This is a genomic window from Xanthomonas campestris pv. asclepiadis, from assembly GCF_020784175.1.
GTDB classification, from domain to species: Bacteria; Pseudomonadota; Gammaproteobacteria; order Xanthomonadales; family Xanthomonadaceae; genus Xanthomonas; species Xanthomonas campestris_D.
Window position 1 is genome coordinate 38,884 of the sequence record NZ_JAJGQM010000025.1, and the last position, 23,311, is coordinate 62,194.

A 23,311-nucleotide genomic window follows, 5' to 3' on the forward strand; every position below is an offset into this window, starting at 1 on the left:
TCTGCTACAAAAAGACATGACGGTGCGCGCACGCGTGCGCGCCGGGCTGCCCGCAGCAACGCGAGCACGCTGCGGCAGTTACTGCTTCATCGCGTAGATGGCGGGAATGCCGCGCAGCTGCTCGTTGACGTCCATGCCGAAGCCGAACACGTAACGGTCGGCCACTTCCACGCCGACATAATCGGCGGCAACGCCGGGCACGCAACGGTCATGACGCTTGACGGTCAACACCGCCACGCGCACGTCGGTGGCGCCCTGCTCCAGGCACCACTGGCGCACGCCCTGCAGCGTGTAGCCCTCGTCGAGGATGTCGTCGACCAGGATCACCCGGCGGCCGAACAGCGCAGTGGCCGGACGGTGCTTCCACACCAGCTCGCCGCCGGTGGTTTCGCCGCGATACCGGGTGGCGTGCAGGTAATCGAACTGCAGGTCCTGGCCGCGCGCGCCCAGCTCCAGCGCCAGCTGGCCGGAGAACGGCAGCGCGCCATGCATGATGGTGAGATACACCGGCACTTCGCCGGCATAGTCGCGCGCGATTGCGTCGGCAATGCTGGCGACGGCCGCATCGATGGCGGGGCGATCGACCAGCAGATCGGCTTGGGCCAGGGCCTGGGAAATGGTGAGCGTGGACATCAGGCAATTGTTCCGAAAGGGGCGGAAGGAGAAGTGGTGAATGAGGCGTCGGAGCCGGCGAGCAGGCCATCCCAGCCCAGCGCGCCGCGGCCGATCAGGCCGATCAGTGCTGCGGTATTGAGGCTGCGGCCGGCCACGGCCTGCAGCGATTCATCGACCAGTTCCGGGTGGCAGACCAGCACCACGTCGCAGCCGGCATCCAGATGCGCATGCACCCGGCCCGCCACGCCGCCGGCGCTGAACGAGGCGGCCATGCCGATGTCGTCGGAGAACACCACGCCGCGGAAGCCCAGTTGCCCGCGCAGGATCTGCTCGATCCAGCGCCGCGAATAACCGGCCGGTTCCGGGGCGACCTGCGGGTAGACCACGTGCGCCATCATCACCGCGTCGGCGCCAGCCTCGATGCCGGCCACGAACGGCACCAGATCCTCGGCCTGCAGGACCTCCAGCGGCCGCGGGTCGCTGGCATGGTCGACATGGGTGTCTTCCAGCACGGTGCCGTGGCCGGGGAAATGCTTGAGCGTGGCGGCCATGCCGGCGCCGTGCAGCGCCTGCACATAGGCGCGGGTGAAGCTGGCCACGATCTGCGGATCATCGCTGAAGGCACGATCGCCGATGGCGCGGTTGCCACGGCCCAGATCCACCACCGGCGCAAAGCTCAGGTCCACGCCGCTGGCACGCACCTCGCCGGCCATCAGCTGCGCGTGCGTGCGCGCCGCAGCGAGCGCGGCTTCCGGGTCCTGCGCATACTGTGCACCGAAGCTCTGCAGCGGCGCCAGGGCGCTGTAACCCTCGCGAAATCGTTGCACGCGCCCGCCTTCCTGGTCGACACAAATCAGCACCGGGCGCGGTGCGGCCGCGCGGATGGACGCGGACAGCTCGGCCACCTGCGTGCGCGAGGCGAAGTTGCGCGCGAACAACACCACGCCGGCGACCGCGTCGTGCTGCAGCCAGTCGCGTTCCTGTGCGCTGAGTTCGGTACCGGCAACGCCGATCAGAAGCATGTTGGGGGACTCCCGGGCCAGGCGCCACGTTGGCGCAGCGCGGCATTGTCGCAGATGCGCGTTGCAGCGTCAGATCGCGCATTCAGGCTAGCCCGTGTTTCGGGCCGTCTCGGCCCGGTCGCTGCCCTTCGGCTGCAGCTCAAAGCACCTCCAGATTCGCCCGCCAATGCGCGGCCTGCGCCTGCACCTGCTCCAGCACCTCCGGTGCCATGGCGTCGAGCTGCCGGTAGGGCAGCGCCAGGCGCTCGTTGGCGCCCAGCAGTGTGCGCTGCCGCGCCAGGAAATCCCAGTACAGCGCGTTGTACGGGCAGGCCTGCGGGCCCACCCGCACCTTGCGCTGGTAGCGGCAGCCACCGCAGTAATCGCTCATGCGGTCGATATAGGCCGCGCCGCTGATGTAGGGCTTGCTGCCGAGCAGGCCGCCATCGGCGAACTGGCTCATGCCGACCGTATTGGGCAGCTCCACCCACTCGAACGCATCGATATAGACCCCCAGGTACCAGCGATGCAGCGCCTGCGGCTCCAACCCCGCCAGCAGCGCGAAATTGCCGATCACCATCAGCCGCTGGATATGGTGCGCGTGCGCGTTGGCCAGCGAATTGCCGATGGCATCGGCCAGGCAGCGCATGCCGATCTGCCCGTCCCAGAACCAGTGCGGTAGCGGTGCATGCTGGTCGAGTTGATTGGACTGCGCGTAACCGGGCATCTGCGACCAATACACACCGCGCACGTATTCGCGCCAGCCCAGGATCTGGCGGATGAAGCCTTCCACCGATGCCAGCGGCGCATGCCCGTCATGCAGGGCTGCCTCTGCGCGCGCGATCACCTCGCGCGGATGCAGCAGCTTGATATTGAGCGCGAACGACAGCAGCGAATGGAACAGCCGCGGGCTACGCGTACTCATCGCATCCTCGTAGCGACCGAAGTGCGGCAACGCATGCGTGACGAAGGCATCCAGGTGCTGCAGCGCTGCGTCGCGGTCCAGTGGCCATGGCAGCGCGTTGGCGTTCGGCGCGCCGAAGCTGCGGACCCCGGCTGCCTCGATGACGCTCCATAGCGCGCGATGGTCGTGCGCTGCGCGCCACTCCTGTGGCGCGGGCGGATCGCCCGGCCACGGTGCACGGTTGTCGTGATCGAAATTCCAGCGCCCACCTTCCGGCTCGCCCGTTGCATCGAGCAGGATCCGGTGGCGACGGCGCATCTTTCGATAGAACACTTCCATGCGCCATTGGCCGCCGGCGCGAAAACACCCGGCGACCTCATCGCGTTCGGTCAGGAAATGCTCGCTGTCGATCATGCGCGTGGCGAACGGCTGTCGCGCGCACCAGTGTTGCAGCGCTTCATCCAGCCGCCATTCGTCCGGCGCCTGATAGTCCAGCTGGCTGGCGCGGTAATGCGCCATCAGCGCGTCCAGATTGGCGGGGATGGCATGCCGATTGCTGGGGTTGTCGATGGCCACATAACGCACCCGGTGACCGGCCTGCCGCAAGTGCGCGGCAAACGCGCGCATCGCTGCGAAGATCGCCAGGATCTTCTGCGCGTGGTGCAGCACGTAGTCTGTTTCCTCGCGCACTTCCATCAGCACGTAGACCACGCCCGCATCGATCGCATCGAACCAGCTGTGTTGCCGATTGAGTTGATCGCCCAGAATCAGGCGCAACGTGTGCGCGGCTGCCTGCGGGGTGCGGTCGGCTGTGCCTGCCACCACATCAATCCTGACCGCTGCCCGCGGCGTCGCCGGCACACACCCGCGCTGCCAACGCCACACCGCTTTGCCAGGCCCCTTCGACCTTGCCGCCGGCCAGCCAGTCGCCGCAGATGCCGATGCCCGGCCGCGCCTCCCAGGCACAGCCGATCTGCAAGGCAGGCTTGGTGCTGGCCACCGTCCAGCGATACGCATCGCAGAATTGCGGCGATGGCAGGCCAAGCACGGCCAGCGCCGGCAACACGCTGGCAATCACGGCCTCAGGCGTCGCGTCCAGATGCGCCTGACTCCAATCGGCAGTGGCATGCAGCAGCCAGGTTTCCACGCCCGTCCTCCCCGGCTTGCTGGAGTTGCGTGCCACCCAGCGCACCGGGCCGGCGTTGACGAACAAGGCGTCGTAGCCGGGATCGACCAGCATGTCGAAACGCAGCACCACCGCCCAGGCCGGCTGCATCCGTGCAGTGGCGGCAAGCGTCGCCAGCGTGGGTGCGAGGTCGGCCAGCAAGGCAGCCGCACGCGGTGCCGGAACCGCCAGCAGCACGGTGTCGAAGGCGTGTGTCGTCGTGTCTCCCGCCACCTCCAGTTGCCAGCTCTCGCCATTGCGCTGCAGCGATCGCACAGAGGCGCCCAACCGAATATTCAGGGCCGCCGCAAGCGCACGCGCCGGTGCGGCCATGTCCGGCACCCCGACAAAGCGCGTCAACCCGCTGTGCGAAAGATGCATGTCGGAACCATCCCAACTGGCGACGCGCGCAGGCCAGGCCGCCGCCACGCCATCCGCGATCCACGCATCCGCCACTGCGGCAAACGCCGGGGCGCGGGCGGTGAAATACTGCGCGCCGTGATCGCACTGCCAGCCAGCGCCGCCACAGCTGCGCATGCGTCCGCCGGGCATGTCGCCCTGCTCGAACAACGTCACGGTCAATCCCGAAGCCTGCAGCCGTTGCGCGCAGGCAAGCCCGGCCAGCCCGGCGCCGATCACCGCAACCGTCTTCGATGAGATGGGCCGCGTCATCTCGTCAGCGGCAGGCCGTTGCAACACGCCGCCGGCCGTTCACACCGCGCAGCCGTCCGGCCCGCAGGCGTCGGGGCCACCGATCGGCGCCGATTCGGCCGCCAGCTGCAACAGTGCTTGCGCAAAGCTCTCCGGCGGCTGCGCGCCCTGGATCAGGCTGCGTCCATCGATGACGAAACTGGGCACCGCACGGATTCCCAGCGCAGCGGCCTGCGCCAGTTGCGCTTGCACGGCAACGACGCCTTCGTCGGAGTCCAGCAGCGCGCGCACGCGGACCTCGTCCAGACCGCCAGCGGCCCCGGCAGTCACCAGCGTTTCGGTCGCGCCGACGTTTTGGCCCTCGGCAAAATACGCATGGAACAGCGCTTCGATCACGGCCTCGACATCGCCCTCGCGGCTGGCCAGCCAGATCAGCCGATGCGCGCGCAGGGTACTGACCTGCACCTGCCCGCGCCCGAAGTCGAACGGCAGGCCTTCGGCACGCGCAGTGGCCTGGGTCTGCGCCAGCATCTGGTCCACGCGCACAGCACCGCCGAACTTTTGCGCCAGCGCATCACGCAATGGCGTCGGCTCCAGGCCGGCATCGGGATCCAGCTGAAACGCGTGGTAATGGATATCCAGCGCTGGTGCCTGCGCACCGAGCGCGGCCACCGCCTGTTCGAAACGGCGCTTGCCGATCCAGCACCAGGGACAGACCACGTCAGACCAGATATCGATGCGCATGGGCGGGGATTGGAGATTCGTCATTGGGGATGCGCAAAGCATAAACCCAATACCAAGGCAGGGATTGGGGAGTCGCAACGCAATCAGCCCGAGTCCGACGCATCGCTTTAGCTTTTACGAATCCCGAATTACAAATCCCCGCTCCAGTTCTTGAACGGGTGCGAGGCCAGCGCCAGGTTGTAGTAACGCACGTCGTCGGTGACTTCGGCGCCGATCCACCCGGGCTTGGCGAAGGCTTCGTCGGCACTCCCGAGTTCGATCTCGGCCACCACCAACCCGGCGTTGTCGCCGAGGAATTCGTCCACTTCCCACACGTGCCCCTGGTACTGGACCAGATGCCGGCGCTTGTCGATCAAACCGCCGACGCACAGCGCCAGCAGCGCGCGCGCCTCGACCACCGGAATCGGATACTCAAACTCCTGCCGCGTGTGCCCCACCTCACGCGATTTCAGATTGAGAAACGCGCTCTCGCCCTGGATGCGCACACGCACCGACGCGTTCTGCGTACCGCTGCGCATCGCCGCCTGGTCGTTGATATAGCCCTGCGCCATCGGGATCACCGCGTGCGCGGCAGCGCGCCAACCGTCGCCGGTCACGAGAAACTTGCGTTCAATTTCGATGCCCATGGCTACAAGTATGGCGGGACCTGCAGAAAAATGCCTGGCCGACGCAGCCCCGCCACCTCTACACTCCGCCCCCTCTCATTCAAGGACAGAACGCCATGACAGGCCGTCGACACTCCACCATGCACGTTGCCGTGCTCGCTGCCGCATTGGTGTTCTCAACCGCCACAGCCGGCGCGGCTGCTGCAGCCACGCTTTCGCTGGCCCAGGCCCAACAGGCACTGGATGCGGCGATCGCCGATGACATGGCAGCCAACACGCAGGAACAGGGCAACGACCTCATGCCCGCCATCTTTCATCCGCGCTTGACCGCGTTGACCGGCTGCCTGCCGGCTGTCGACGCCAAACCGGAGACGCTCGATTGCATCGTCACCGGCCAGGCCGGGCTCAGCGAAAGACACATGACGCTGCGGTTTGTCCCGAACGATAACGCGTGGGCCTTGCAGCACAGCGAGAAGGAAATGGAGGTCGCCGCGCCGGTACCGCCGCAGGATCGCGTGCAAGCGCTCCTGCGCGAAGCCATCAGTCAGCTGCTCACGCAGGAGAACGACGCGGCGACGCGTACGCGCATTCAAGACGCCGCGCGTACGGCGCAAGTCTCCGGTGTTGAGCGCTGCGAGCTCGGCAGTAAGGCGCCAGTGGTCGAATGCGACGTCATCGTTGAAGCCGAAGGCAAACGCGGCACGCGGCCGATGGCCTTCGCGCTGGTCGATGGGCAGTGGCAGAACGCCGTCGAAGCGAAAGACTAACGTCACCTCGTCCGGGCGACGAGTTACCGTCGCCCGGACAAAAAGGTCTAGCGCCGTTCGAACACCGCGATGCTTTCAACATGCGCCGTATGCGGAAACATGTCCATCGCGCCGGCGGCCTTGAGCGTGAAGCCCTGCTCGTTGACCAGGTAGCCGGCGTCGCGTGCCAGCGAGCCGGGGTGGCAGCTCACATAGACGATGCGCTCGAACGTTTTCAACGGCAACTGCTGCAGCACTTCCAGCGCGCCCGAGCGCGGCGGGTCCAGCAGCAGCTTGTCGAAGCCCTGCCGCATCCACGCAGCGTTGCGCTGGTCCTGGGTCAGGTCGGCCGCATGAAACTGCGCATTGGCCAGCCCATTGCGCTGCGCATTCTCGCGCGCACGTGCCACCAGCCCGGCATCGCCCTCCACGCCGACCACTTCGCGCACGCCGCGCGCCAGCGGCAGGGTGAAATTGCCCAGCCCACAGAACAGGTCCAGCACGCGGTCGTCGGGCCTGGCATCAAGCAGCGCCAGTGCGTGCGCGATCATCTTCTGGTTGAGCGAGGCGTTGACCTGAATGAAATCCAGCGGCCGGAACGCCAGCTCCACATCCCACTGCGGCAAGCGGAACGACAGCGGCACCTCCTGCGGCCATAGCGGGTGCACGCTATCCACGCCGCCCGGCTGCAGGAAGATCGCAAAGCCCTGCGCCTGTGCGAACTCCGTCAACGCCTGCAGATCGCGCTCGCTGAGCGGCTGCATGTGGCGGAAGGTCAATACCACCGCGTCGTCGCCGGCAATGAATTCGATCTGCGGGATGTCGCGCTTGCCGTCCAGGCCTTCGACCAGCGCCGCCAGTTGCGGAATCTTCTCGCCGATCTGCGGGATCACCGTGTGACAGACCGACAGATCGGCCACGAAGCGCGGATCCAGCTCGCGAAACCCCACCAGGGTCTTGTCCTTCTTTTCGACGCGACGGACCGAAAAGCGGCCCTTGCGCCGGTAGCCCCAGGTATCGCCGACCAGGGCCGGCAACACCGCCTGCGGCGTGACGTGGCCGATGCGCTCCAGGTTGTCCATCAACACGCGCTGCTTGGCCACGATCTGCTGCGACTCTTCCAGATGCTGCAACACGCAGCCGGCGCAGACGCCGAAATGCGGGCAACGCGGGGTCACCCGCTGCGGCGATGCCTCCAGCACCTCCACCGTCCTGGCCTCGTCGAAATGCCGGCTGCGCGCGGTGGGTTCGGCACGCACCAGCTCACCGGGCAAGGCGCCACTGATGAAGGTGACTTTGCCGCCCTCGCCGTCGCGGCGGGCCACACCGCGCCCGTCGTGACTGAGGTCGGTGATCGCGGTCTGGAACGGCGTACGGTCGAAGCGGTTTCGGGTTCTGGCCACGTGGCGACGAGCTGCGGGCAAAAAGGGTGCGTATTGTCGCAGATGCGATCGATCGCGGCCGCTTCACGCCGTAGAACAATTGTCGCGCCCCGCAAACACAGGCACACTTCCGCTGCACGCGGCTGCTAGGACGCGGCATCGCTGACAAGGAGGCAGCATGAACATGGCAACACGCCAGGAACCCCAACCACGACTCTTGCTGGTAGAAGACGACCCGATCAGCCGTGGCTTTCTGCAGGCGGTGCTGGACGGTCTTCCCGCCCACGTGGACTGCGCAGACTCCTTGTCTTCGGCACTGGACCGCGCGCGCGAACGTCGCCACGACCTGTGGCTGATCGACGTCAATCTTCCCGATGGCACCGGCAGCGGCCTGTTGCGGGCACTGCGCCTGCTGCACCCGGACGTGCCCGCGCTGGCCCATACCGCGGACACCAATCTGGCGATGCAACGCAGCCTGCAATCCGATGGTTTTCTGGAAATGCTGGTCAAGCCGCTGACCTCCGAGCGCCTGCTGCAGGCGGTCCGTCGCGGACTGGCGCGCGGCCGCTACAGCGTGGCGCCGGTGGGCGTGGTCGACATCGCCGCCAGCGACTGGGACGAAGCGGCCGCGCTCAGTGCGCTCAACGGCCAGCAACACCATCTCAATGCGCTGCGCGAATTGTTCCTGGCCGAATTGCCGGGCACCCGCGACGCGGTGAATTCGGCCCTGCAGGTCAGCGACGATCAGGCGCTACGCGGCCATCTGCATCGGCTGCAGGCCAGCTGCGGATTTGTCGGCGCGGCGCGGCTTGCCGGCGCAGTGCGCCTGCTGCGCGGCGACCCGCAGTCCAGCACCGCGCAGACGCAGTTCCACGCAGCGGTGGCTGCGCTGCTGCATTGAAGGATGACGGCGCCGATGCTCTTGGACGCAGCGCAGCGTCGGCAGTCGGGACGCGTGACATCGAGCATCATGTGTGCACGGCGGGTCCACCTGGACCCTGACGCGCGTCCGGGTACTGCTCGCCAGGCCTGGTCGAGCAGCCTTGCGCCCCTCAACGCCGCCGCGCCAGATCCTTGAGCATTTCCCAGGATTTCAGCCCGCGTCCACTCAGATGATGCAGCAACACGCCGCGCATGCTGCGACGCAGGCCCGGCATGTCGTCGGCCGCGGGCATGACGTCCTGGCCCAACGCCAGCAGCGCCGCGCCGGTCACGGTGTCGCGCCGGTCCTGCGCCATCGCCTCGCTCAATACGCGCAAGGCGCCTTCCTGCGGATCCAGCCGGTAGCGCGCCGCCGGGTCGATCGCCTGGCCGTCGCGGTCGTGCTGCAGATCGAATGCGAAACCCAGGCCATCGAGCACATCGCGCTCGAACTGGCGCAGGCCCCAGGCCAGCGGCAGGCCGGAGGCCAGGTGTGCGCGCGCCTGCGCATAGCAATCGAACAGCTCCGGCACCGGATCGTTGCGCGGCGCCAGGCGCAGCAGCAACTCGCTGATATAGAAACCGGCCAGCATGGATTCGCCCGCCAGCCGCGGCGCGGTATCCAGCGCCTCGGCCTGACGCAACTGGGCCAGCTCGCCGCGTTGTACCGCGGTGAACTGGATCAGCTGCAGTGGCTGCAGCGCGGCGCGCAGGGCCTGCTTGCGTGGTCCGTGCACCCCGCGCGCCAACAGCCCGACCCGCCCATGCTGCTCGCTCAACACTTCCACCAACAGGCTGGTCTCGCGCCAGGCGCGCACATGCAGGATGAAACCGCGTTCGTGTTCGATCAGCATGGTCTGTTATGCGACAAGGGGCGCGATTGCAGGGCAGAAGGCCAGTTGCCGGCAATGACCGATGTGAGCCGCTGCCGGCAGCGCATCGGATCACAACCGTCACCGGCATCGGCTGCAGTGGTCAGCCGCGATCCGGTCCATCGGGACATCGCTTGCATCGCAACTCCCCGCCGGTGCCAGTGCAGGCGATCGCATCGACAGGCTGTCAACACGTCACCAGCGCGGCTCCGGCGTCGGCCAGGGCCTCACTCGTATCCGAACGCCTTCAACGCCGCTTCGTCGTCCGACCAGCCTTCGCGCACGCGCACCCAGGTTTCCAGGAACACCTTGGCACCGAACAGCCGCTCCATCTGCAGCCGCGCCTTGCCGCCGATGTCCTTCAGGCGGGTACCGCCCTTGCCGATCACGATCGCCTTCTGGCCTTCGCGCTCGACCCAGATCACCGCGCCGATGCGCAGCAGCGCGCCATCTTCGGCAAAGCGTTCGATCTCCACGGTGATGGCATAGGGCAGTTCTTCGCCGAGCTGACGCATCAACTGCTCGCGCACCAGCTCCCCGGCCAGGAAGCGCTGGCTGCGGTCGGTGATCTCGTCCTCGCCAAACATCGCGTCGGCTTCCGGCACCAGCTTGAGCAGGTCGCCGACCAGCGCCTCCAGGCCCTTGCGCTTGAGCGCGGACACCGGATGCACCGCCGCGAACGTCCGCCCCTCGCTGACCTGGGCCAGGAACGGGAACAGCGCGGTCTTGTCCTTGAGCCGGTCGACCTTGTTGACCACCAGCACCACCGGCACCTCGGCGTCGCTCAGGACCTTGAAGGCCAGGGTGTCTTCGTCGTCCCAACGGCCGGCTTCGATCACCAGCACCGCCGCGTCCACGCCTTCCAGCGAGCCGCGCGCGGCGCGGTTCATCGCCCGGTTCATCGCGCGCTTCTGCTCGCGATGCAGCCCGGGCGTGTCGACCAGCACCAGCTGCCCTTCGGGAAAGGTGGCAATGCCCAGCAACCGATGGCGCGTGGTCTGCGGCCGGTTGGACACGATGCTGACCTTGGCGCCGACCAGGGCATTGGTCAGGGTGGACTTGCCGACGTTGGGCCGGCCGATCACCGCAACGCTGCCGCTACGGTGGGGGGAAGAGGTTTCGCTCACGTGTTCGAATCCAGTTGTGCGATGACGAGGGTGGCCGCCTGTTGCTCGGCGAGGCGACGCGAGGTGCCCTGGCCTTCGGCGCGGGCGACGGGCTGCTCCAGGATGCAGGCGACATGGAACTGCTTGGCATGTTCGTCGCCGCTTTCGCTGATCAGCGCGTAATTGGGTAGCGGCAGCTGCCGCGCCTGCAGCCATTCCTGCAGCCGGGTCTTTGGGTCTTTTTCCGCCTTGCCCACCGGCAGCGCCGCCAGCGAGGATTCGAACCACGGCAGCACCACCGCGCGGCAGCGTTCGAAGCCGCAGTCCAGATAGATCGCCGCGACGATCGCCTCCACCGCGTCGGCCAGGATCGAATCGCGTCGATGGCCGCCGGATTTCAGCTCGCCCGGGCCCAGCGTCAGCCGCTCGCCCAGGTTGAGGGCGCGGCCGATCACCGCCAGCGCCCCTTCACGCACGAGTTCAGCGCGCGCGCGGGTCAATGCGCCTTCGTCGGCCTTGGGCCAGCGCTGATACAGCGCCTCGGCGATCAGCAGGTTGACGATGCCGTCGCCAAGGAATTCCAGTCGTTCGTTATGCGGAGTACCGGCGCTGCGATGCCGCAGCGCCTGGGCGAGCAGACCCGGATCGGCAAACGCATGCCCGATCGGATCGCCACGCTGGAAGGTTCTATTCGCCACCACGTCCCGTCATGTCCTGGGACGTCTCGAATTTACCGACGACATCCAGATTGCCGATCAATTCGCGGCGAACTTCGTAGTTGACCTTCATGCGCCAGCCACCATCGACGCGCTCGAACTTGACGTCCTCTTTTTTGACGTTTTCCGAGTAGTTGATGTACAGCCGACGAAAGAACAGATCCTGCAACTTGGACGGATCCATGTTGGCGCTGTCGGGTTCCTTGGCCAGGCCTTTCATGGCCGTGCGCACCGAATAGTATTCCTGGTACATCGGAAACAGCTTCATTCCGATATACAGCGCGAATCCCACCACCGCCAGCACCACCACGAACGACGTCAACGTCATACCGCTTTGCTTGCGCTTCATTGTGCTTTCCCCGGCACGCCGTGCGTGCATTACTGGATTCCGGTCCCGATCCGCGACGGATCGAAACTCCCCTTGCAGAACCACCCTTCGCAATTGAGCCAGATCAGGAACGCCTTGCCGCGCAGATTGGCTTCCGGCAGGAAGTGCGTCTGGGTCCAGAATCGGCTGTCTTCGCTGTTGTCGCGATTATCCCCCATCACGAAATAGCTGTCCGCCGGCACGGTCCAGTCGCCCTGCCCGGCCGGCATGTTGCGGTCGACCCACTCCAGCACGGTGTGGGTGCGACCCGGCAAGTCCTCGACCAGCAAGGTTGTGCCGGTCATCTCGGCGCCCTTGCCCTTGCCGATGTACTCGCCCTTGACCGTGTAGCGCATCGGCTTGTCGTTGATGTACAGCGTATCGCCGTGGAAGCCGATCTTGTCGCCCGGCAGACCCACCACGCGCTTGATCCAGTTCTGGTCGGGCGCATGCGGCGGCTTGAACACCACCACGTCGCCGCGCTTGGGCTCGCCGGTCGGGATGAACTTGGTGTTGGTGATCGGCAGACGGAAGCCGTAAGCGAACTTGTTGACCAGGATGAAGTCGCCGATCAACAGGTTGGGCATCATCGAACTGGACGGAATCTTGTACGGCTCGGCAACGAAGCTGCGCAGAATCAGCACCACCGCCAGCACCGGAAAGAAGGCGCGCGAGTAGTCGATGATCGCCGGCTCGCTGTCCAGCAGACCGGCACGTGCAGCGCGGCGCTTGGCCAGGAACAGCTTGTCCAGCAGCCAGATGAAGCCGGTGCCCAGCGTCAATACAACCAGGGCGATTTCAAACCATTTCATTGATGTTCCTTCGGAACGGGATTCGGGATTGGAGATTGGGGATTCGCAAAAACAGTAGGGCTGGCGTCGTTGCCAATCCCCAATCACGAATCCCAAATCCCGGTTACTTATCCATCTGCAAGACAGCCAGGAAGGCTTCCTGCGGAATCTCCACGCGGCCGACCTGCTTCATGCGCTTTTTGCCTTCCTTCTGCTTTTCGAGCAGCTTTTTCTTGCGCGAAACGTCGCCACCATAGCACTTGGCCAACACGTTCTTGCGCATCGCCTTGACCGTGGAGCGCGAGATGATTTGCGAGCCTACAGCTGCCTGGATCGCCACGTCGAACATCTGCCGCGGGATCAGTTCCTTCATCTTTTCGCACAGTTCGCGGCCACGCCGGTCGGCGTAGCTGCGGTGCACGATGATCGACAGCGCATCGACCTTGTCGCCATTGATCAGCGTATCCACGCGCACGAACGGGCCGGCATCGAAACGCAGGAAGTGGTAATCCAGCGAGGCGTAACCGCGCGAGACCGACTTGAGCTTGTCGAAGAAATCCAGCACCACTTCGGCCATCGGCAACTCGTAGCTGATCTGCACCTGGCTGCCCAGGTAGTTGATGCCGATCTGGGTGCCGCGCTTTTCTTCGCACAAGGTGATGATGTTGCCGACGTAATCGGGCGGGGTCAGGATATTGGCGCGGATGATCGGCTCGCGGATCTCTTCGACGTTGTTTAGCGGTGGCAGCTTGGATGGATTGTCCATCGGGATGATGCTGCCGTCGGTCTTGAGCACCTCGTAGACCACGGTCGGCGCGGTCGAGATCAGGTTGAGGTTGTACTCGCGCTCCAGCCGCTCCTGCACGATCTCCATGTGCAGCATGCCCAGGAAGCCGCAGCGGAAGCCGAAGCCCATCGCTTCGGAGCTTTCCGGCTCGAAGCGCAGCGCCGCATCATTCAGGCGCAGCTTGTCCAGCGCCTCGCGCAGATCCGGGTAATCCTCGACATCGACCGGAAACAGGCCGGCAAACACGCGCGGCTGCATTTCCTGGAAACCGGGCAATGCATGCGGCGCCGGGTCGGCCGCCAGGGTCAGCGTGTCGCCGACCGGCGCGCCATGCACATCCTTGATCGAGGCGTTGATCCAGCCCACTTCGCCCGCGCCCAGCGCGGCAAGCTCCTTGCGCTTGGGCGTGAACACGCCGACCTTGTCGACCAGATGGGTGCGGCCGGTGGACATCACCAGGATCTTGCTGCCCGGCTTGATCTCGCCCTGCATCACGCGCACCAGCGAGACCACGCCCAGGTAGTTGTCGAACCACGAGTCGATGATCAGCGCCTGCAGCTTGTCGGTGTCGCGGGGGGTGGGCGGCGGAATCCGCTGCACGATCGCTTCCAGCACCAGATCGATGTTCAGACCGGTCTTGGCGCTGACCGCCACCGCGTCCTCGGCATCGATGCCGATCACCGCCTCGATCTCGGCCTTGGCACGCTCGACGTCGGCGGTGGGCAGGTCGATCTTGTTGAGCACCGGCACCACTTCCAGGCCCTGCTCCACCGCGGTGTAGCAGTTGGCCACCGACTGCGCTTCCACGCCCTGGGCCGCATCCACCACCAGTAGCGCGCCTTCGCACGCGGCCAGCGAGCGACTGACCTCGTAGGAGAAGTCCACATGCCCGGGGGTGTCGATGAAGTTCAGGTGGTAGACCTGCCCGTCCTTGGCCGTATACGGCAGGGACACCGACTGCGCCTTGATGGTGATGCCGCGTTCGCGCTCGATCGGGTTGGAGTCGAGCACCTGGGCCTCCATCTCGCGCGCCTGCAGGCCGCCGCACAGCTGGATGATCCGGTCGGCCAGGGTGGACTTGCCGTGGTCGACGTGGGCGATGATGGAGAAGTTGCGGATATTCCGCATTGAATCAGAGGACATTGAGGTGGGCGCCGGCGGTGCCGTCGTCAGGGTAACGCAGCATTATCGCACGCTTTGGAGCCGGGATTTGGGAGTGGGGATTGGGGATTCGAAAAGGCAGAACAAGAGCAGGCACCCGCGAACAGGAGCCTGCTTTTGCCAATCCCGAATCACCAATGACGAATCCCGGCTTCCCTCAGCCGCCGGCCTTCAGGGCCACATAACTGGTCGCCTTGCCGTCGGTGACCAGCAGCATGACCACGTCGCCCTTCTTGTAGCTGGACAGGGCACGGTTGAGGTCGGCGACGCTGCCGACCTTGGTGCGGCCGACGCGGGCGATGACCAGGCCCGGCGACAGCGGCGGTTGGGTGCTGCGTGCTGCCGCGCCAGTCACCGAGGCGATGCGCACGCCCTCGCCGGACTCCAGGCCCAGGCGGCTGCGCTCGGCAGCCGTGAGATCGGCCACCTGCAGGCCGAGCAGTTCCACGCTGGCCGGGGCGCTGGGCTTGGCGTCATCGGCCGCGGTACGCGGGGCGGCGTTGCCGGCGGGGTTGTCCAGCGTCGTCAGGGTAACCGCCACCTTGCGCGGCTTGCCATCACGCAACACGTCCAGGTTGACCTTGGTGCCCGGCGCCATCAGCCCGATCATCGGCGGCAGATCGCTGGCGACATCGATCGGCTTGCCGTTGACGGCGCGGATCACATCGCCCACCTCGATTCCGGCCTTGGCGGCAGGGCTGCCGGGCGGAATGTCGTTAACCAGCGCGCCGCGCGTATCCGGCAGGCCCAGGCCCTGCGCCTTAAGCGAGTCGATCGGTCCCACCGCCACGCCCAGCATGCCGCGGCTCACATGGCCGGTGGCCTTGATCTGCTCGGCAGCACTGAAGGCCAGGTCGATCGGGATCGCAAAACTGATCCCCATGTAGCCGCCCGAGGCGGAGAAGATCTGCGAATTGATGCCGACCACTTCACCGCGCGTGTTGAGCAACGGGCCGCCGGAGTTGCCCTGGTTGATCGCCACGTCGGTCTGGATGAAGGGCACGTAGCGCTGGTCCGCATACGGATTGCTGCGCCCGGTGGCGCTGACGATGCCGGCGGTGACCGAGTGATCCAGCCCGAACGGGGAGCCGATCGCCACCACCCACTGGCCCGGCTTGAGCGTGTTGGAATCGCCCAGGCGCACCGTCGGCAGGCCCTTGGCGTCGATCTTGAGCAACGCCACGTCGAACTGCTCGTCGCTGCCGACCACCTTGGCCGTGAACTCGCGGCGGTCGGTCAGCTTGACGGTGACCTCGCTGGCGCCATCGACCACGTGGTGATTGGTCAGCACATAGCCGTCGGCGGAAATGATGAAGCCCGAGCCCATCGACTTGCCGGCGATGCCGCCATCGTCATCGCCGCCCTGGCCCGGCCCCTGGCGCGGCCCGCCCGGCATCTGGAAATCCGGCCCGAAGAAGCGACGGAAGAATTCCGGCATCTGCTCGTCGCCGGGCATCGCGCCGCCGTCCTGCCCACCCGGACCACCGCGCCGCTGGCGCGCCATGGCGTCCTTGCGGGTGATGGTGGTTTCGATATTGACCACGCCCGGGCCGACCTGCTCGACCAGATTGGTGAAGTCCGGCAACCCGGCCACCAGCTGCGGAGCCGGGGTGGCGCTGCGGTTGGCGGCGATCGGGGCAACATCCTTGGCAGCGGGCGCGGACTGCTGCGCGCAGGCGGCCAGCGGCAGGGTCATGGCGATCAGGCCGAACATCTGGGTGCGAATGCGGTGGTTCATCAGGTTGCCTCCGATGGCAGGGCGACAGGGGCCAAAGCCCCTGCCACTGCAGGGGTCCGGCACGATAACGGAAGGGGGAGCGCCGAACGGATGAAGATCGGCGGCGGCATCAATCCTGCGGCGGCTGCACCGGCAGCGGCCGGTTCGGCGCAGGGCTGGCGACACCTTGCGGTGCGGGCTCGAACGGATAGAACGCCGTGCCTTGGCCGCCTTGGCGGAAGCTGGCATTGAGTGGACTGTCGCCCGCACCGGACAGCGCCGCACGCGGCCACGGGCGCGCCTGCAAGGTGGTATCCGGATGCGTGAACGGATTCGATGGCGCCGCACCGGCCGTGGCCGTCGTCGCAGCGGGAGCAGCGGACGCCAGCACGCGGGCTGGCGCCTGCTGCTGCCGCGCCGCGACGCTGCGGGCGGCCTGCTGGTTGCGCGTGGCCGCGCCACGGCGGGTGGACGCCAGCGCGGCAGCCGGCACCGCTGCGGCCAGCGTGGCCACCTCGTCGGGGGCTGCCGGGCCAGGCTCGGCCGGCTCCTTCGGCGCCACGGGCGTGGTGGGAGCCTGCGCGGCAGCGGGCAGCTGCGCCGCGGTGGCGAACACCGGGACCTGCGGGGCAGGCGGTGCGGTCTCGGGCAGACGCTCGCGCGCCATGAACAAGGCGATGGCCGCCACAGATGCCGCAATCGCCGCGCCACCACCCCAACGCCAGCGCGCCGACGCACGCGTGGACGGCTGCGCCTGCGGCACCGGCTCATCGGCGATGGCGCTGCGCACGCGTGCGGCAAAATCCAGCGGTGCCGGTGCGCTGGCCGCACCACGCAGCACATCGCCGCACAGCTGCCAACGTTCGTGGCAACCGGCCAGGTCTTCGTCGTGTGCCAGACGGCGCAGCAGGAAGCGCGACTCGTCGGCGCTCAATTCGCCATCCACCAGCGCAGACAGCTGCTGGCGGTAGTGACGCTCGAACTTGTCGGTGGTGGACATGGCAGGGTTATGGCTCATACACGGTGTCGCTCACGGGTAGCGCTTTCGGTCTCCAGCAGAGGCCGCAGCTCGATGTCGATGGCCTCGCGCGCCCGGAAGATGCGCGAGCGCACCGTTCCGATCGGGCAATCCATCTTTCGCGCGATTTCGTCGTAGCTCAGCCCTTCCACCTCGCGCAGGGTGATGGCTGACCGAAGTTCTTCCGGCAGGGCTTGGACCGCACGCATCACCGTTTGTTCCAGCTCCTGTCGCATCAATTCGCGCTCCGGGGTGTCGGTATCGCGCAGGCGGGTGGCACCATCGAACTGTTCGGCATCGCTGATCTCGATATCGTCGGTGGGCGGACGGCGGTTGTGCGCAACCAGATGGTTCTTGGCAGTGTTGACGGCAATGCGGTGTAGCCAGGTATAGAACTGCGAGTCGCCGCGGAAACTGTTGATCGCGCGGTAGGCGCGCACAAACGTATCCTGGGCCACGTCCTGGCATTCGCTCCAGTCGGCGATGTAGCGCCCGATCAACGCAACGATGCGGTGCTGGTATTTGCGCACCAGCACATCGAACGCTGCGCTCTCGCCGCGCTGCACACGCCGGACCAGTTCCAGGTCCAGCTCCTGAGGTGTATCGACTTCGGCCATGTCGGGCCGCACTCCTGTCAGCCCACCGAAGTCGGGCAATGAGACAACCATTGAAGGGAAAAGTTCATACCGATCCGTACGATCGTCACGCAACAGGCTAGCTGCACCGATGCGCCACTGGCGACGCCTCGCACCAGGCGCGCGCCGCCCTGCCGACAGGTATGGGTATTTGACGTGAAGGAAACAACCTCTGGATGATAACGACCTTTCCTTATATCTCCGGACGGCCAGACGCATGCTTCCAGGTTTCGACGGGCTCCGATTCAGCCATTGGCAGGCAGACCTGCGCGAGGACGGCGTGGTCGTGCTCAGCCTTGATCGCCAGGGCGCACCGGTCAACGCGTTTTCGCAGGAGGTGCTGCTTGAACTGGGCGCGCTGATCGAACGCCTGGCGCTGGACCCGCCCAAGGGCGTGGTGCTGCGCTCGGGCAAGGCCAACGGCTTCATCGCCGGTGCCGACCTGAAGGAATTTCAGGAATTCGACCGCAAGGGCACCGTCAACGATGCGATCCATCGTGGCCAGAACGTCTTTCAGAAGCTGGCCGAACTGCCCTGCCCCACGGTTGCGGCGATCCATGGCTTCTGCATGGGCGGCGGCACCGAGATCGCGCTGGCGTGCCGGTATCGCGTGGCCTCCGACGATGCCGGCACGCGCATCGGCCTGCCGGAAACCAAGCTCGGCATCTTTCCCGGCTGGGGCGGCAGCGCCCGCCTGCCGCGCCTGATCGGTGCGCCGGCAGCGATGGACCTGATGCTGACCGGCCGCACCGTCGCGGCCAAGGCCGCACGCGCGATGGGCCTGGTCGACAAGGTCGCCGCGCCGGCGGTGCTGGTCGATGTCGCCGCCGCATTGGCGCTCACCGGCAGCAAGCGCCCGTTCAAGCAGCGCGCCACCGCATGGGCCACCAATACCTTGCTCGCGCGCAAGCTGCTGGCGCCACAGATGCGCAAGCAGGTCGCACGCAAGGCGCGCAAGGAGCATTACCCGGCGCCCTACGCCTTGATCAACGTGTGGGAACGTGCCGGTGGCAGCGGCATCCAGGCGCGTCTGGCGGCCGAGCGCAAGGCGGTGGTCAAGCTCGCCAGCACGCCGACCGCACGCAACCTGATCCGCATCTTCTTTCTCACCGAGCGCCTGAAGGCGCTGGGCGGCAAGGATGCCGGCGCTACGGCCTTGCCCCCGATTCGCCATGTGCATGTGGTCGGTGCCGGCGTGATGGGCGGCGATATCGCGGCCTGGGCAGCGTACAAGGGCTTCGAGGTGACGCTTCAGGATCGTGAGCAGCGCTTCATCGATACGGCGCTGGGCCGTGGCGGCGAGTTGTTCGCCAAGCGCGTCAAGGACGAGGCCAAGCGGCCGGCGGTGGCGGCGCGCCTGCGCGGCGACCTGGCCGGCGCGGGCGTGGCGCAGGCGGACCTGGTGATCGAAGCGATCATCGAGAATCCGCAGGCCAAGCGCGAGCTGTATCAGTCCATCGAGCCCCAGCTCAAGCCCGATGCGGTGCTGACCACCAACACCTCGTCGATTCCGTTGACCGAGTTGCGCGGGCATCTCCAGCGACCGGCGCAATTTGCCGGCCTGCACTACTTCAATCCGGTATCGATGATGCCGCTGGTGGAAATCGTGCAGCACGACGGGCTGGATCCGGCCAACGTCGCGCGCCTGGCGGCATTCTGCAAGGCGCTGGACAAGTTCCCGGTACCGGTGGCCGGCACCCCGGGCTTCCTGGTCAATCGCGTGCTGTTCCCGTACCTGCTCGAAGCGGCCACCGCCTATGCCGAAGGCGTACCGGGCCCGGTGCTGGACAGGACGGCAGTCAAGTTCGGCATGCCGATGGGGCCGATCGAACTGATCGACACGGTGGGGCTGGATGTCGCCGCCGGTGTGGGCGCAGAACTCGCCCCCTTCCTGCACCTGCCGATTCCCGCGGCACTGGCCACCGTGGAGCCGGGCAAGCGCGGCAAGAAGGACGGCCAGGGCTTGTACAAGTGGGAGAACGGGCGCGCGGTCAAGCCCGAGGTTGCCAGCGGCTACGCGGTGCCGGCAGACCTGGAAGATCGCCTGATCCTGCCGCTGCTCAACGAAGCGGTCGCCTGCCTGCACGACGGCGTGGTGGCCGATGCGGACCTGCTCGATGCCGGCGTCATCTTCGGCACAGGCTTTGCCCCGTTCCGAGGCGGCCCGATCCAGCACATCCGCAGTGTCGGCGCCGACGCCTTGCTGGAACGCCTGCTGGCTCTGCAGGCGCGCCATGGCGAGCGTTTCGCACCGCGCCCGGGTTGGCAGTCACCGTTGTTGCGTGAGCCGGTGGTGTGAGCCGTTGACACCGTCTTCGACGTCGATCAGACACGCAAGCGAGGGGCGATGGGCGACTGAGGTGATCTGCAGGTTGCAGCGCGGCGAGCCATCGACACACGCTTTCGCAGGCCACAAAAAACAACGGCGAGCCAAGGCTCGCCGTTGTTTTTACCAGCTTGCAACGTGCCTCAGAAACGCAGGCCCACACTGGTGAAGATGTAACGACCCGCCTGGTCGTAACCGGCGAGCGAGTTGCCGTTGAAGGTCAGGCTGCCACCCACAAGCGGTGGCTCCTTGTCGGCGATGTTGTTGATGCCCAAGGTCCAGGTGACGTAATCGCCCAGCTGCATCGAACCGGAGAGGTCGAAGTAGTTGTACGCCGACACCTTGTTGTCCTGGTTCACCAGGCGTACGTCGGTTGTGCCACGGGTCCCGTCGGTGTTCTGGTAATCCAGCTCGCCGATATAGCGCCAGCGCAGGCTGACGGTGTACCGATCAAAACTGTAGCGCGTGCTCAACACATGCCTCCATTCGGCACTGTTGCAGGCCACGTTGACCACGCCCGCGCAGTCGTAGGTCACTTCCTGCACGCCCGGAACCGGCTCGTATTCCTGCTTGATGGCGTAGCTGCCCATCATCGAGGCGGTCAGGCGCCCGGGGCCGACGCTCCACGCATACGACGCGGTCAGATCCACGCCCTGGAAATGCAACGACCCAAAATTATCCTGGGAATTGAAGATCAGGCCGGAGACGTCCGGGTCGCTGCCGCGGAACAGGTCGCCTGTCGTGGCATTGCGGCGTACGCGGCTGCAGATATCCGCGTTACCGGTCACACCGCATGCGGTCAGGATGTTGGAGGAACCAATGGCGCGGATGGCGTCGTCGATCTTGATGTCGTAGTAATCCACGCTCAGATCGAGCCCCTTGATGGGACTGGCCGCAAAACCGACGGTCCAGGTGTTGGCCGTTTCCGGCTGCAGTGTCGTATTACCACCGCCGATTTCGTTGTACTGACCGGCCGGGTTTGCCGCAACGCGGCCGTATTGCGCCGCCGTCACGCCAGTATTGGCGCACTGGGCCTGGGTAAAGACCGGATTGGCACCGGCGCACGGGTCGCTGCCGCTCCACAGTCCGATCGTATTTTCGTTGTACAGCTCGGTGACGTTCGGCGCGCGGATCGCACGGTTCCAGCCGGCGCGCAGGTGGTACTTGCCGTCGGCGAATGTCGCGCCCAGACCGGCTTTATAGGTGCTGACGCCACCGGAGATGTCGTAGTCCGAGTAGCGATAGCCAAGCTGCATGTCGAGATGATCCAGGCTGCCGGCCTGCGCCACCAGCGGCACCGCGCCCTCCAGGAACAGTTCCTTGACGCCGATGTCGCCGGACACATTGGAGGTCGGGCCACCCAGACCGGTGAAGTTACCGATCTGCATGTTGCTGTCGGCCACCCGCTTGAAGGTTTCGGTACGCGTTTCCACGCCACCGACGACGCTGATCGGGTTATCGCCGGCCCACGGCAGGCTATAGCCGAAATTGCCGGTCACATAGGCATTGAATACGCGCATCGAGGTTTCGTAATTGACGATGCCAACGCCCTGCAGCGCTTGCGCCTCTGCGGCTGTGACACTGTCGGTCCACACGCTGTAGGGCACGCAGCCATCGAACGCCCCCGGCTGGCAGCCCAGCAACGCATCGCGTACACGCGTGGTCACGAAGTCGTTGATGTTCTCGGACTTGGTCGTGCTGCGGTTGTAGGTGAAGGACGCGTCGTAGGACCAGTTGTCGTTGATATCGCCCTGGGCGCCGGCGGTGATGCTGAAGCTGTTGGTATCCGAGTCGGTGATGCGCGGGCCGCCTTCGACGTTGCGCTTGGCCACATAGACGGTGAACTCATCGTCGGTGATGCCGACGTCGTTGCACAGGCTGCCGATCACCGAGGTGGCGCAGTTGACGTTGAGGTCGGTGAAAAACGCACCCGACGGCGCGATCTGCGTCGAACTCTTGCGGTTGACGAACAAGGTTTCAAGATACGGCTTGAAGTGCTCGTTGACCTCGTACTTGATGTTGGTGCCGGCCGTGTAGCGCGTATCCGGACGCTGGTAGTAATTCAGCGGCGCGAAGTTGTAGAGATTCGGGGATGCGACCTGCGACCAGGTTCCGCCGGCCGAAGGCTGCACGTAAAAGGCACCTGCAGACGGAGCGACGACGTAGAAGTTGGCCGGATCTGCAGTGGCAGACCCGCCGCACGCGGTGCCGCCGTTACTCAGGGCGCATGCGGAGTAATCGCGCTGGCCCTGCAGCAGTGGATCGTTCTCGCGCCAGGTGGCCCATGCGGTGGCATGCCCCGCTTCGCCGAAGCTGCCGCCGATGGCCAGGTCCACGTTGCGGGAGATGCCGTCGAAACCGGAGTTTCCGGTCGGATAATCGTAACCGGCATCGTCCATCAGACCGCGCATCAACTTGTTGCCGTTGTCATGCTGGTAGGCGTTGTAGCCCATGTCGACACTGACCCCTTCGAACTCGTCGTCGAGCACGAAGTTGACCACGCCGGCGACGGCATCCGAGCCGTACACCGCCGAGGCGCCGCCGGTCAGGATGTCCACGCGGCGCACCAGCGCAGCCGGAATGATGCTGATATCCGGACTTTCGCCGATACCCTTGGGAATGCGCCTGCCGTTGACCAGGGTCAAGGTGCGCTGCGCGCCCAATCCGCGTAGATCGACGGTCGCATACCCCTGCGAGCCATTGTTGGCGAAGTTGTCGAAGCTCGCCGAAAGCTGCGGATACTGATTGATCAGATCTTCGACCTTGGTCGAGCCGGTGTACTGGAATTCTTCCTTGTTGATCTCTGCCACCGGACTGGAGGCAGTCATCGTCTGGCTCTTGATGCGCGTACCGGTGACGCTGATCGCGTCCAGGCTCTTGAGTTCCGTCGAGGGCTGCTCCTGCGCCATTACGGTTCCGGACAGGGCCAACGCGGCGGCGCCAACCGTGAGCGATACCCGAATGGCGTCGCGCAGCTTGGTGGTCTTCAATCTCATCTCTCTCTCCGAGAAGTACGAACGGGTAAGCGCAACGCACTGCGTCGGCATCTGAGGCAATGCCGGCACGTGCTGCGACGTCGTT

At 65.9% G+C, this 23,311-nt stretch carries 20 protein-coding genes; 3 read left to right on the forward strand and 17 right to left on the reverse strand.

All coding sequences use genetic code 11. The features are described from left to right. Positions 1-78 precede the first annotated feature (78 nt). The 6 genes from LL972_RS12695 to LL972_RS12720 all read right to left on the reverse strand — a co-directional run bounded on the left by LL972_RS12695 (position 79) and on the right by LL972_RS12720 (position 5,706). A complete protein-coding gene (locus tag LL972_RS12695) occupies positions 79-633 on the reverse strand; it encodes a hypoxanthine-guanine phosphoribosyltransferase (RefSeq protein WP_016903731.1) in 555 nt (184 codons plus the stop codon). Continuing rightward, on the reverse strand, positions 633-1,637 hold the full coding sequence (gene nagZ / locus LL972_RS12700; protein ID WP_228327903.1) for a beta-N-acetylhexosaminidase: 1,005 nt from the start codon (positions 1,635-1,637) through the stop codon (positions 633-635). Before nagZ ends, LL972_RS12695 begins: the two co-directional genes overlap by 1 nt. Positions 1,638-1,776: 139 nt before the next feature. Continuing rightward, the gene (locus LL972_RS12705; RefSeq protein WP_228327904.1) at positions 1,777-3,342 is read right to left on the reverse strand and encodes a cryptochrome/photolyase family protein; all 1,566 of its coding nucleotides are present in this window, start codon (positions 3,340-3,342) and stop codon (positions 1,777-1,779) included. 4 nt (positions 3,343-3,346) lie between these two features. Beyond that, positions 3,347-4,381: an NAD(P)/FAD-dependent oxidoreductase gene (locus LL972_RS12710; protein WP_429002155.1), complete on the reverse strand. Its 1,035-nt coding sequence runs from the start codon at positions 4,379-4,381 to the stop codon at positions 3,347-3,349. Between the two features lie 15 nt (positions 4,382-4,396). Beyond that, positions 4,397-5,080: a DsbA family oxidoreductase gene (locus LL972_RS12715; RefSeq protein ID WP_228327906.1), complete on the reverse strand. Its 684-nt coding sequence runs from the start codon at positions 5,078-5,080 to the stop codon at positions 4,397-4,399. A gap of 128 nt (positions 5,081-5,208) precedes the next feature. After that, a complete protein-coding gene (locus tag LL972_RS12720) occupies positions 5,209-5,706 on the reverse strand; it encodes a CYTH domain-containing protein (RefSeq protein WP_228327907.1) in 498 nt (165 codons plus the stop codon). Positions 5,707-5,825: 119 nt separating this feature from the next. On the opposite strand from LL972_RS12720, the gene LL972_RS12725 reads away from it, so the two are divergent. After that, the gene (locus LL972_RS12725) at positions 5,826-6,452 is read left to right on the forward strand and encodes a hypothetical protein (protein ID WP_228327908.1); all 627 of its coding nucleotides are present in this window, start codon (positions 5,826-5,828) and stop codon (positions 6,450-6,452) included. A gap of 47 nt (positions 6,453-6,499) precedes the next feature. Here LL972_RS12725 and rlmD read toward each other — a convergent pair whose 3' ends face one another. Further along, positions 6,500-7,834: a 23S rRNA (uracil(1939)-C(5))-methyltransferase RlmD gene (gene rlmD / locus LL972_RS12730; protein WP_228327909.1), complete on the reverse strand. Its 1,335-nt coding sequence runs from the start codon at positions 7,832-7,834 to the stop codon at positions 6,500-6,502. Positions 7,835-7,991: 157 nt separating this feature from the next. Here rlmD and LL972_RS12735 point away from each other — a divergent pair, with 157 nt between their 5' ends. Then, positions 7,992-8,714 (forward strand): response regulator, encoded by a 723-nt coding sequence (locus LL972_RS12735; protein WP_228327910.1) that lies wholly within the window; start codon positions 7,992-7,994, stop codon positions 8,712-8,714. Positions 8,715-8,865: 151 nt separating this feature from the next. On the opposite strand, the gene recO is transcribed toward LL972_RS12735, so the two are convergent. From recO to rpoE, 9 genes are all read right to left on the reverse strand, one after another. Then, positions 8,866-9,588: a DNA repair protein RecO gene (gene recO / locus LL972_RS12740; protein ID WP_228327911.1), complete on the reverse strand. Its 723-nt coding sequence runs from the start codon at positions 9,586-9,588 to the stop codon at positions 8,866-8,868. Positions 9,589-9,833: 245 nt separating this feature from the next. Further along, positions 9,834-10,733 carry a GTPase Era gene (gene era / locus LL972_RS12745; RefSeq protein ID WP_228327912.1) on the reverse strand — a complete coding sequence of 300 codons (900 nt, stop codon included), beginning with the start codon at positions 10,731-10,733 and terminating at the stop codon, positions 9,834-9,836. After that, positions 10,730-11,410 carry a ribonuclease III gene (gene rnc, locus LL972_RS12750; RefSeq protein WP_228327913.1) on the reverse strand — a complete coding sequence of 227 codons (681 nt, stop codon included), beginning with the start codon at positions 11,408-11,410 and terminating at the stop codon, positions 10,730-10,732. The genes era and rnc overlap by 4 nt, the downstream gene beginning before the upstream one ends. Next, positions 11,400-11,807, reverse strand: a complete 408-nt coding sequence (locus LL972_RS12755; protein ID WP_102254551.1) for a DUF4845 domain-containing protein — start codon at positions 11,805-11,807, stop codon at positions 11,400-11,402. The genes rnc and LL972_RS12755 overlap by 11 nt, the downstream gene beginning before the upstream one ends. Next, on the reverse strand, positions 11,807-12,607 hold the full coding sequence (lepB, locus tag LL972_RS12760) for a signal peptidase I (protein WP_011036465.1): 801 nt from the start codon (positions 12,605-12,607) through the stop codon (positions 11,807-11,809). Before lepB ends, LL972_RS12755 begins: the two co-directional genes overlap by 1 nt. 103 nt (positions 12,608-12,710) lie before the next feature. Next, positions 12,711-14,501: a translation elongation factor 4 gene (gene lepA / locus LL972_RS12765; RefSeq protein WP_228327923.1), complete on the reverse strand. Its 1,791-nt coding sequence runs from the start codon at positions 14,499-14,501 to the stop codon at positions 12,711-12,713. Between the two features lie 190 nt (positions 14,502-14,691). Then, entirely contained in the window at positions 14,692-16,272 is a 1,581-nt protein-coding gene (locus LL972_RS12770; RefSeq protein WP_228327914.1) for a DegQ family serine endoprotease, read from the reverse strand. 109 nt (positions 16,273-16,381) lie between these two features. Beyond that, the gene (locus LL972_RS12775; protein ID WP_228327915.1) at positions 16,382-17,269 is read right to left on the reverse strand and encodes a sigma-E factor negative regulatory protein; all 888 of its coding nucleotides are present in this window, start codon (positions 17,267-17,269) and stop codon (positions 16,382-16,384) included. After that, the gene (gene rpoE / locus LL972_RS12780) at positions 17,266-17,886 is read right to left on the reverse strand and encodes an RNA polymerase sigma factor RpoE (protein WP_016903799.1); all 621 of its coding nucleotides are present in this window, start codon (positions 17,884-17,886) and stop codon (positions 17,266-17,268) included. The genes LL972_RS12775 and rpoE overlap by 4 nt, the downstream gene beginning before the upstream one ends. Before the next feature lie 235 nt (positions 17,887-18,121). Between rpoE and LL972_RS12785 the strand changes: the two genes are divergently transcribed. Further along, positions 18,122-20,203 (forward strand): 3-hydroxyacyl-CoA dehydrogenase NAD-binding domain-containing protein, encoded by a 2,082-nt coding sequence (locus tag LL972_RS12785; RefSeq protein ID WP_228327916.1) that lies wholly within the window; start codon positions 18,122-18,124, stop codon positions 20,201-20,203. A 170-nt stretch (positions 20,204-20,373) separates the two neighbouring features. On the opposite strand, the gene LL972_RS12790 is transcribed toward LL972_RS12785, so the two are convergent. After that, entirely contained in the window at positions 20,374-23,226 is a 2,853-nt protein-coding gene (locus LL972_RS12790; protein ID WP_228327917.1) for a TonB-dependent receptor, read from the reverse strand. Between the last annotated feature and the right edge of the window lie 85 nt (positions 23,227-23,311).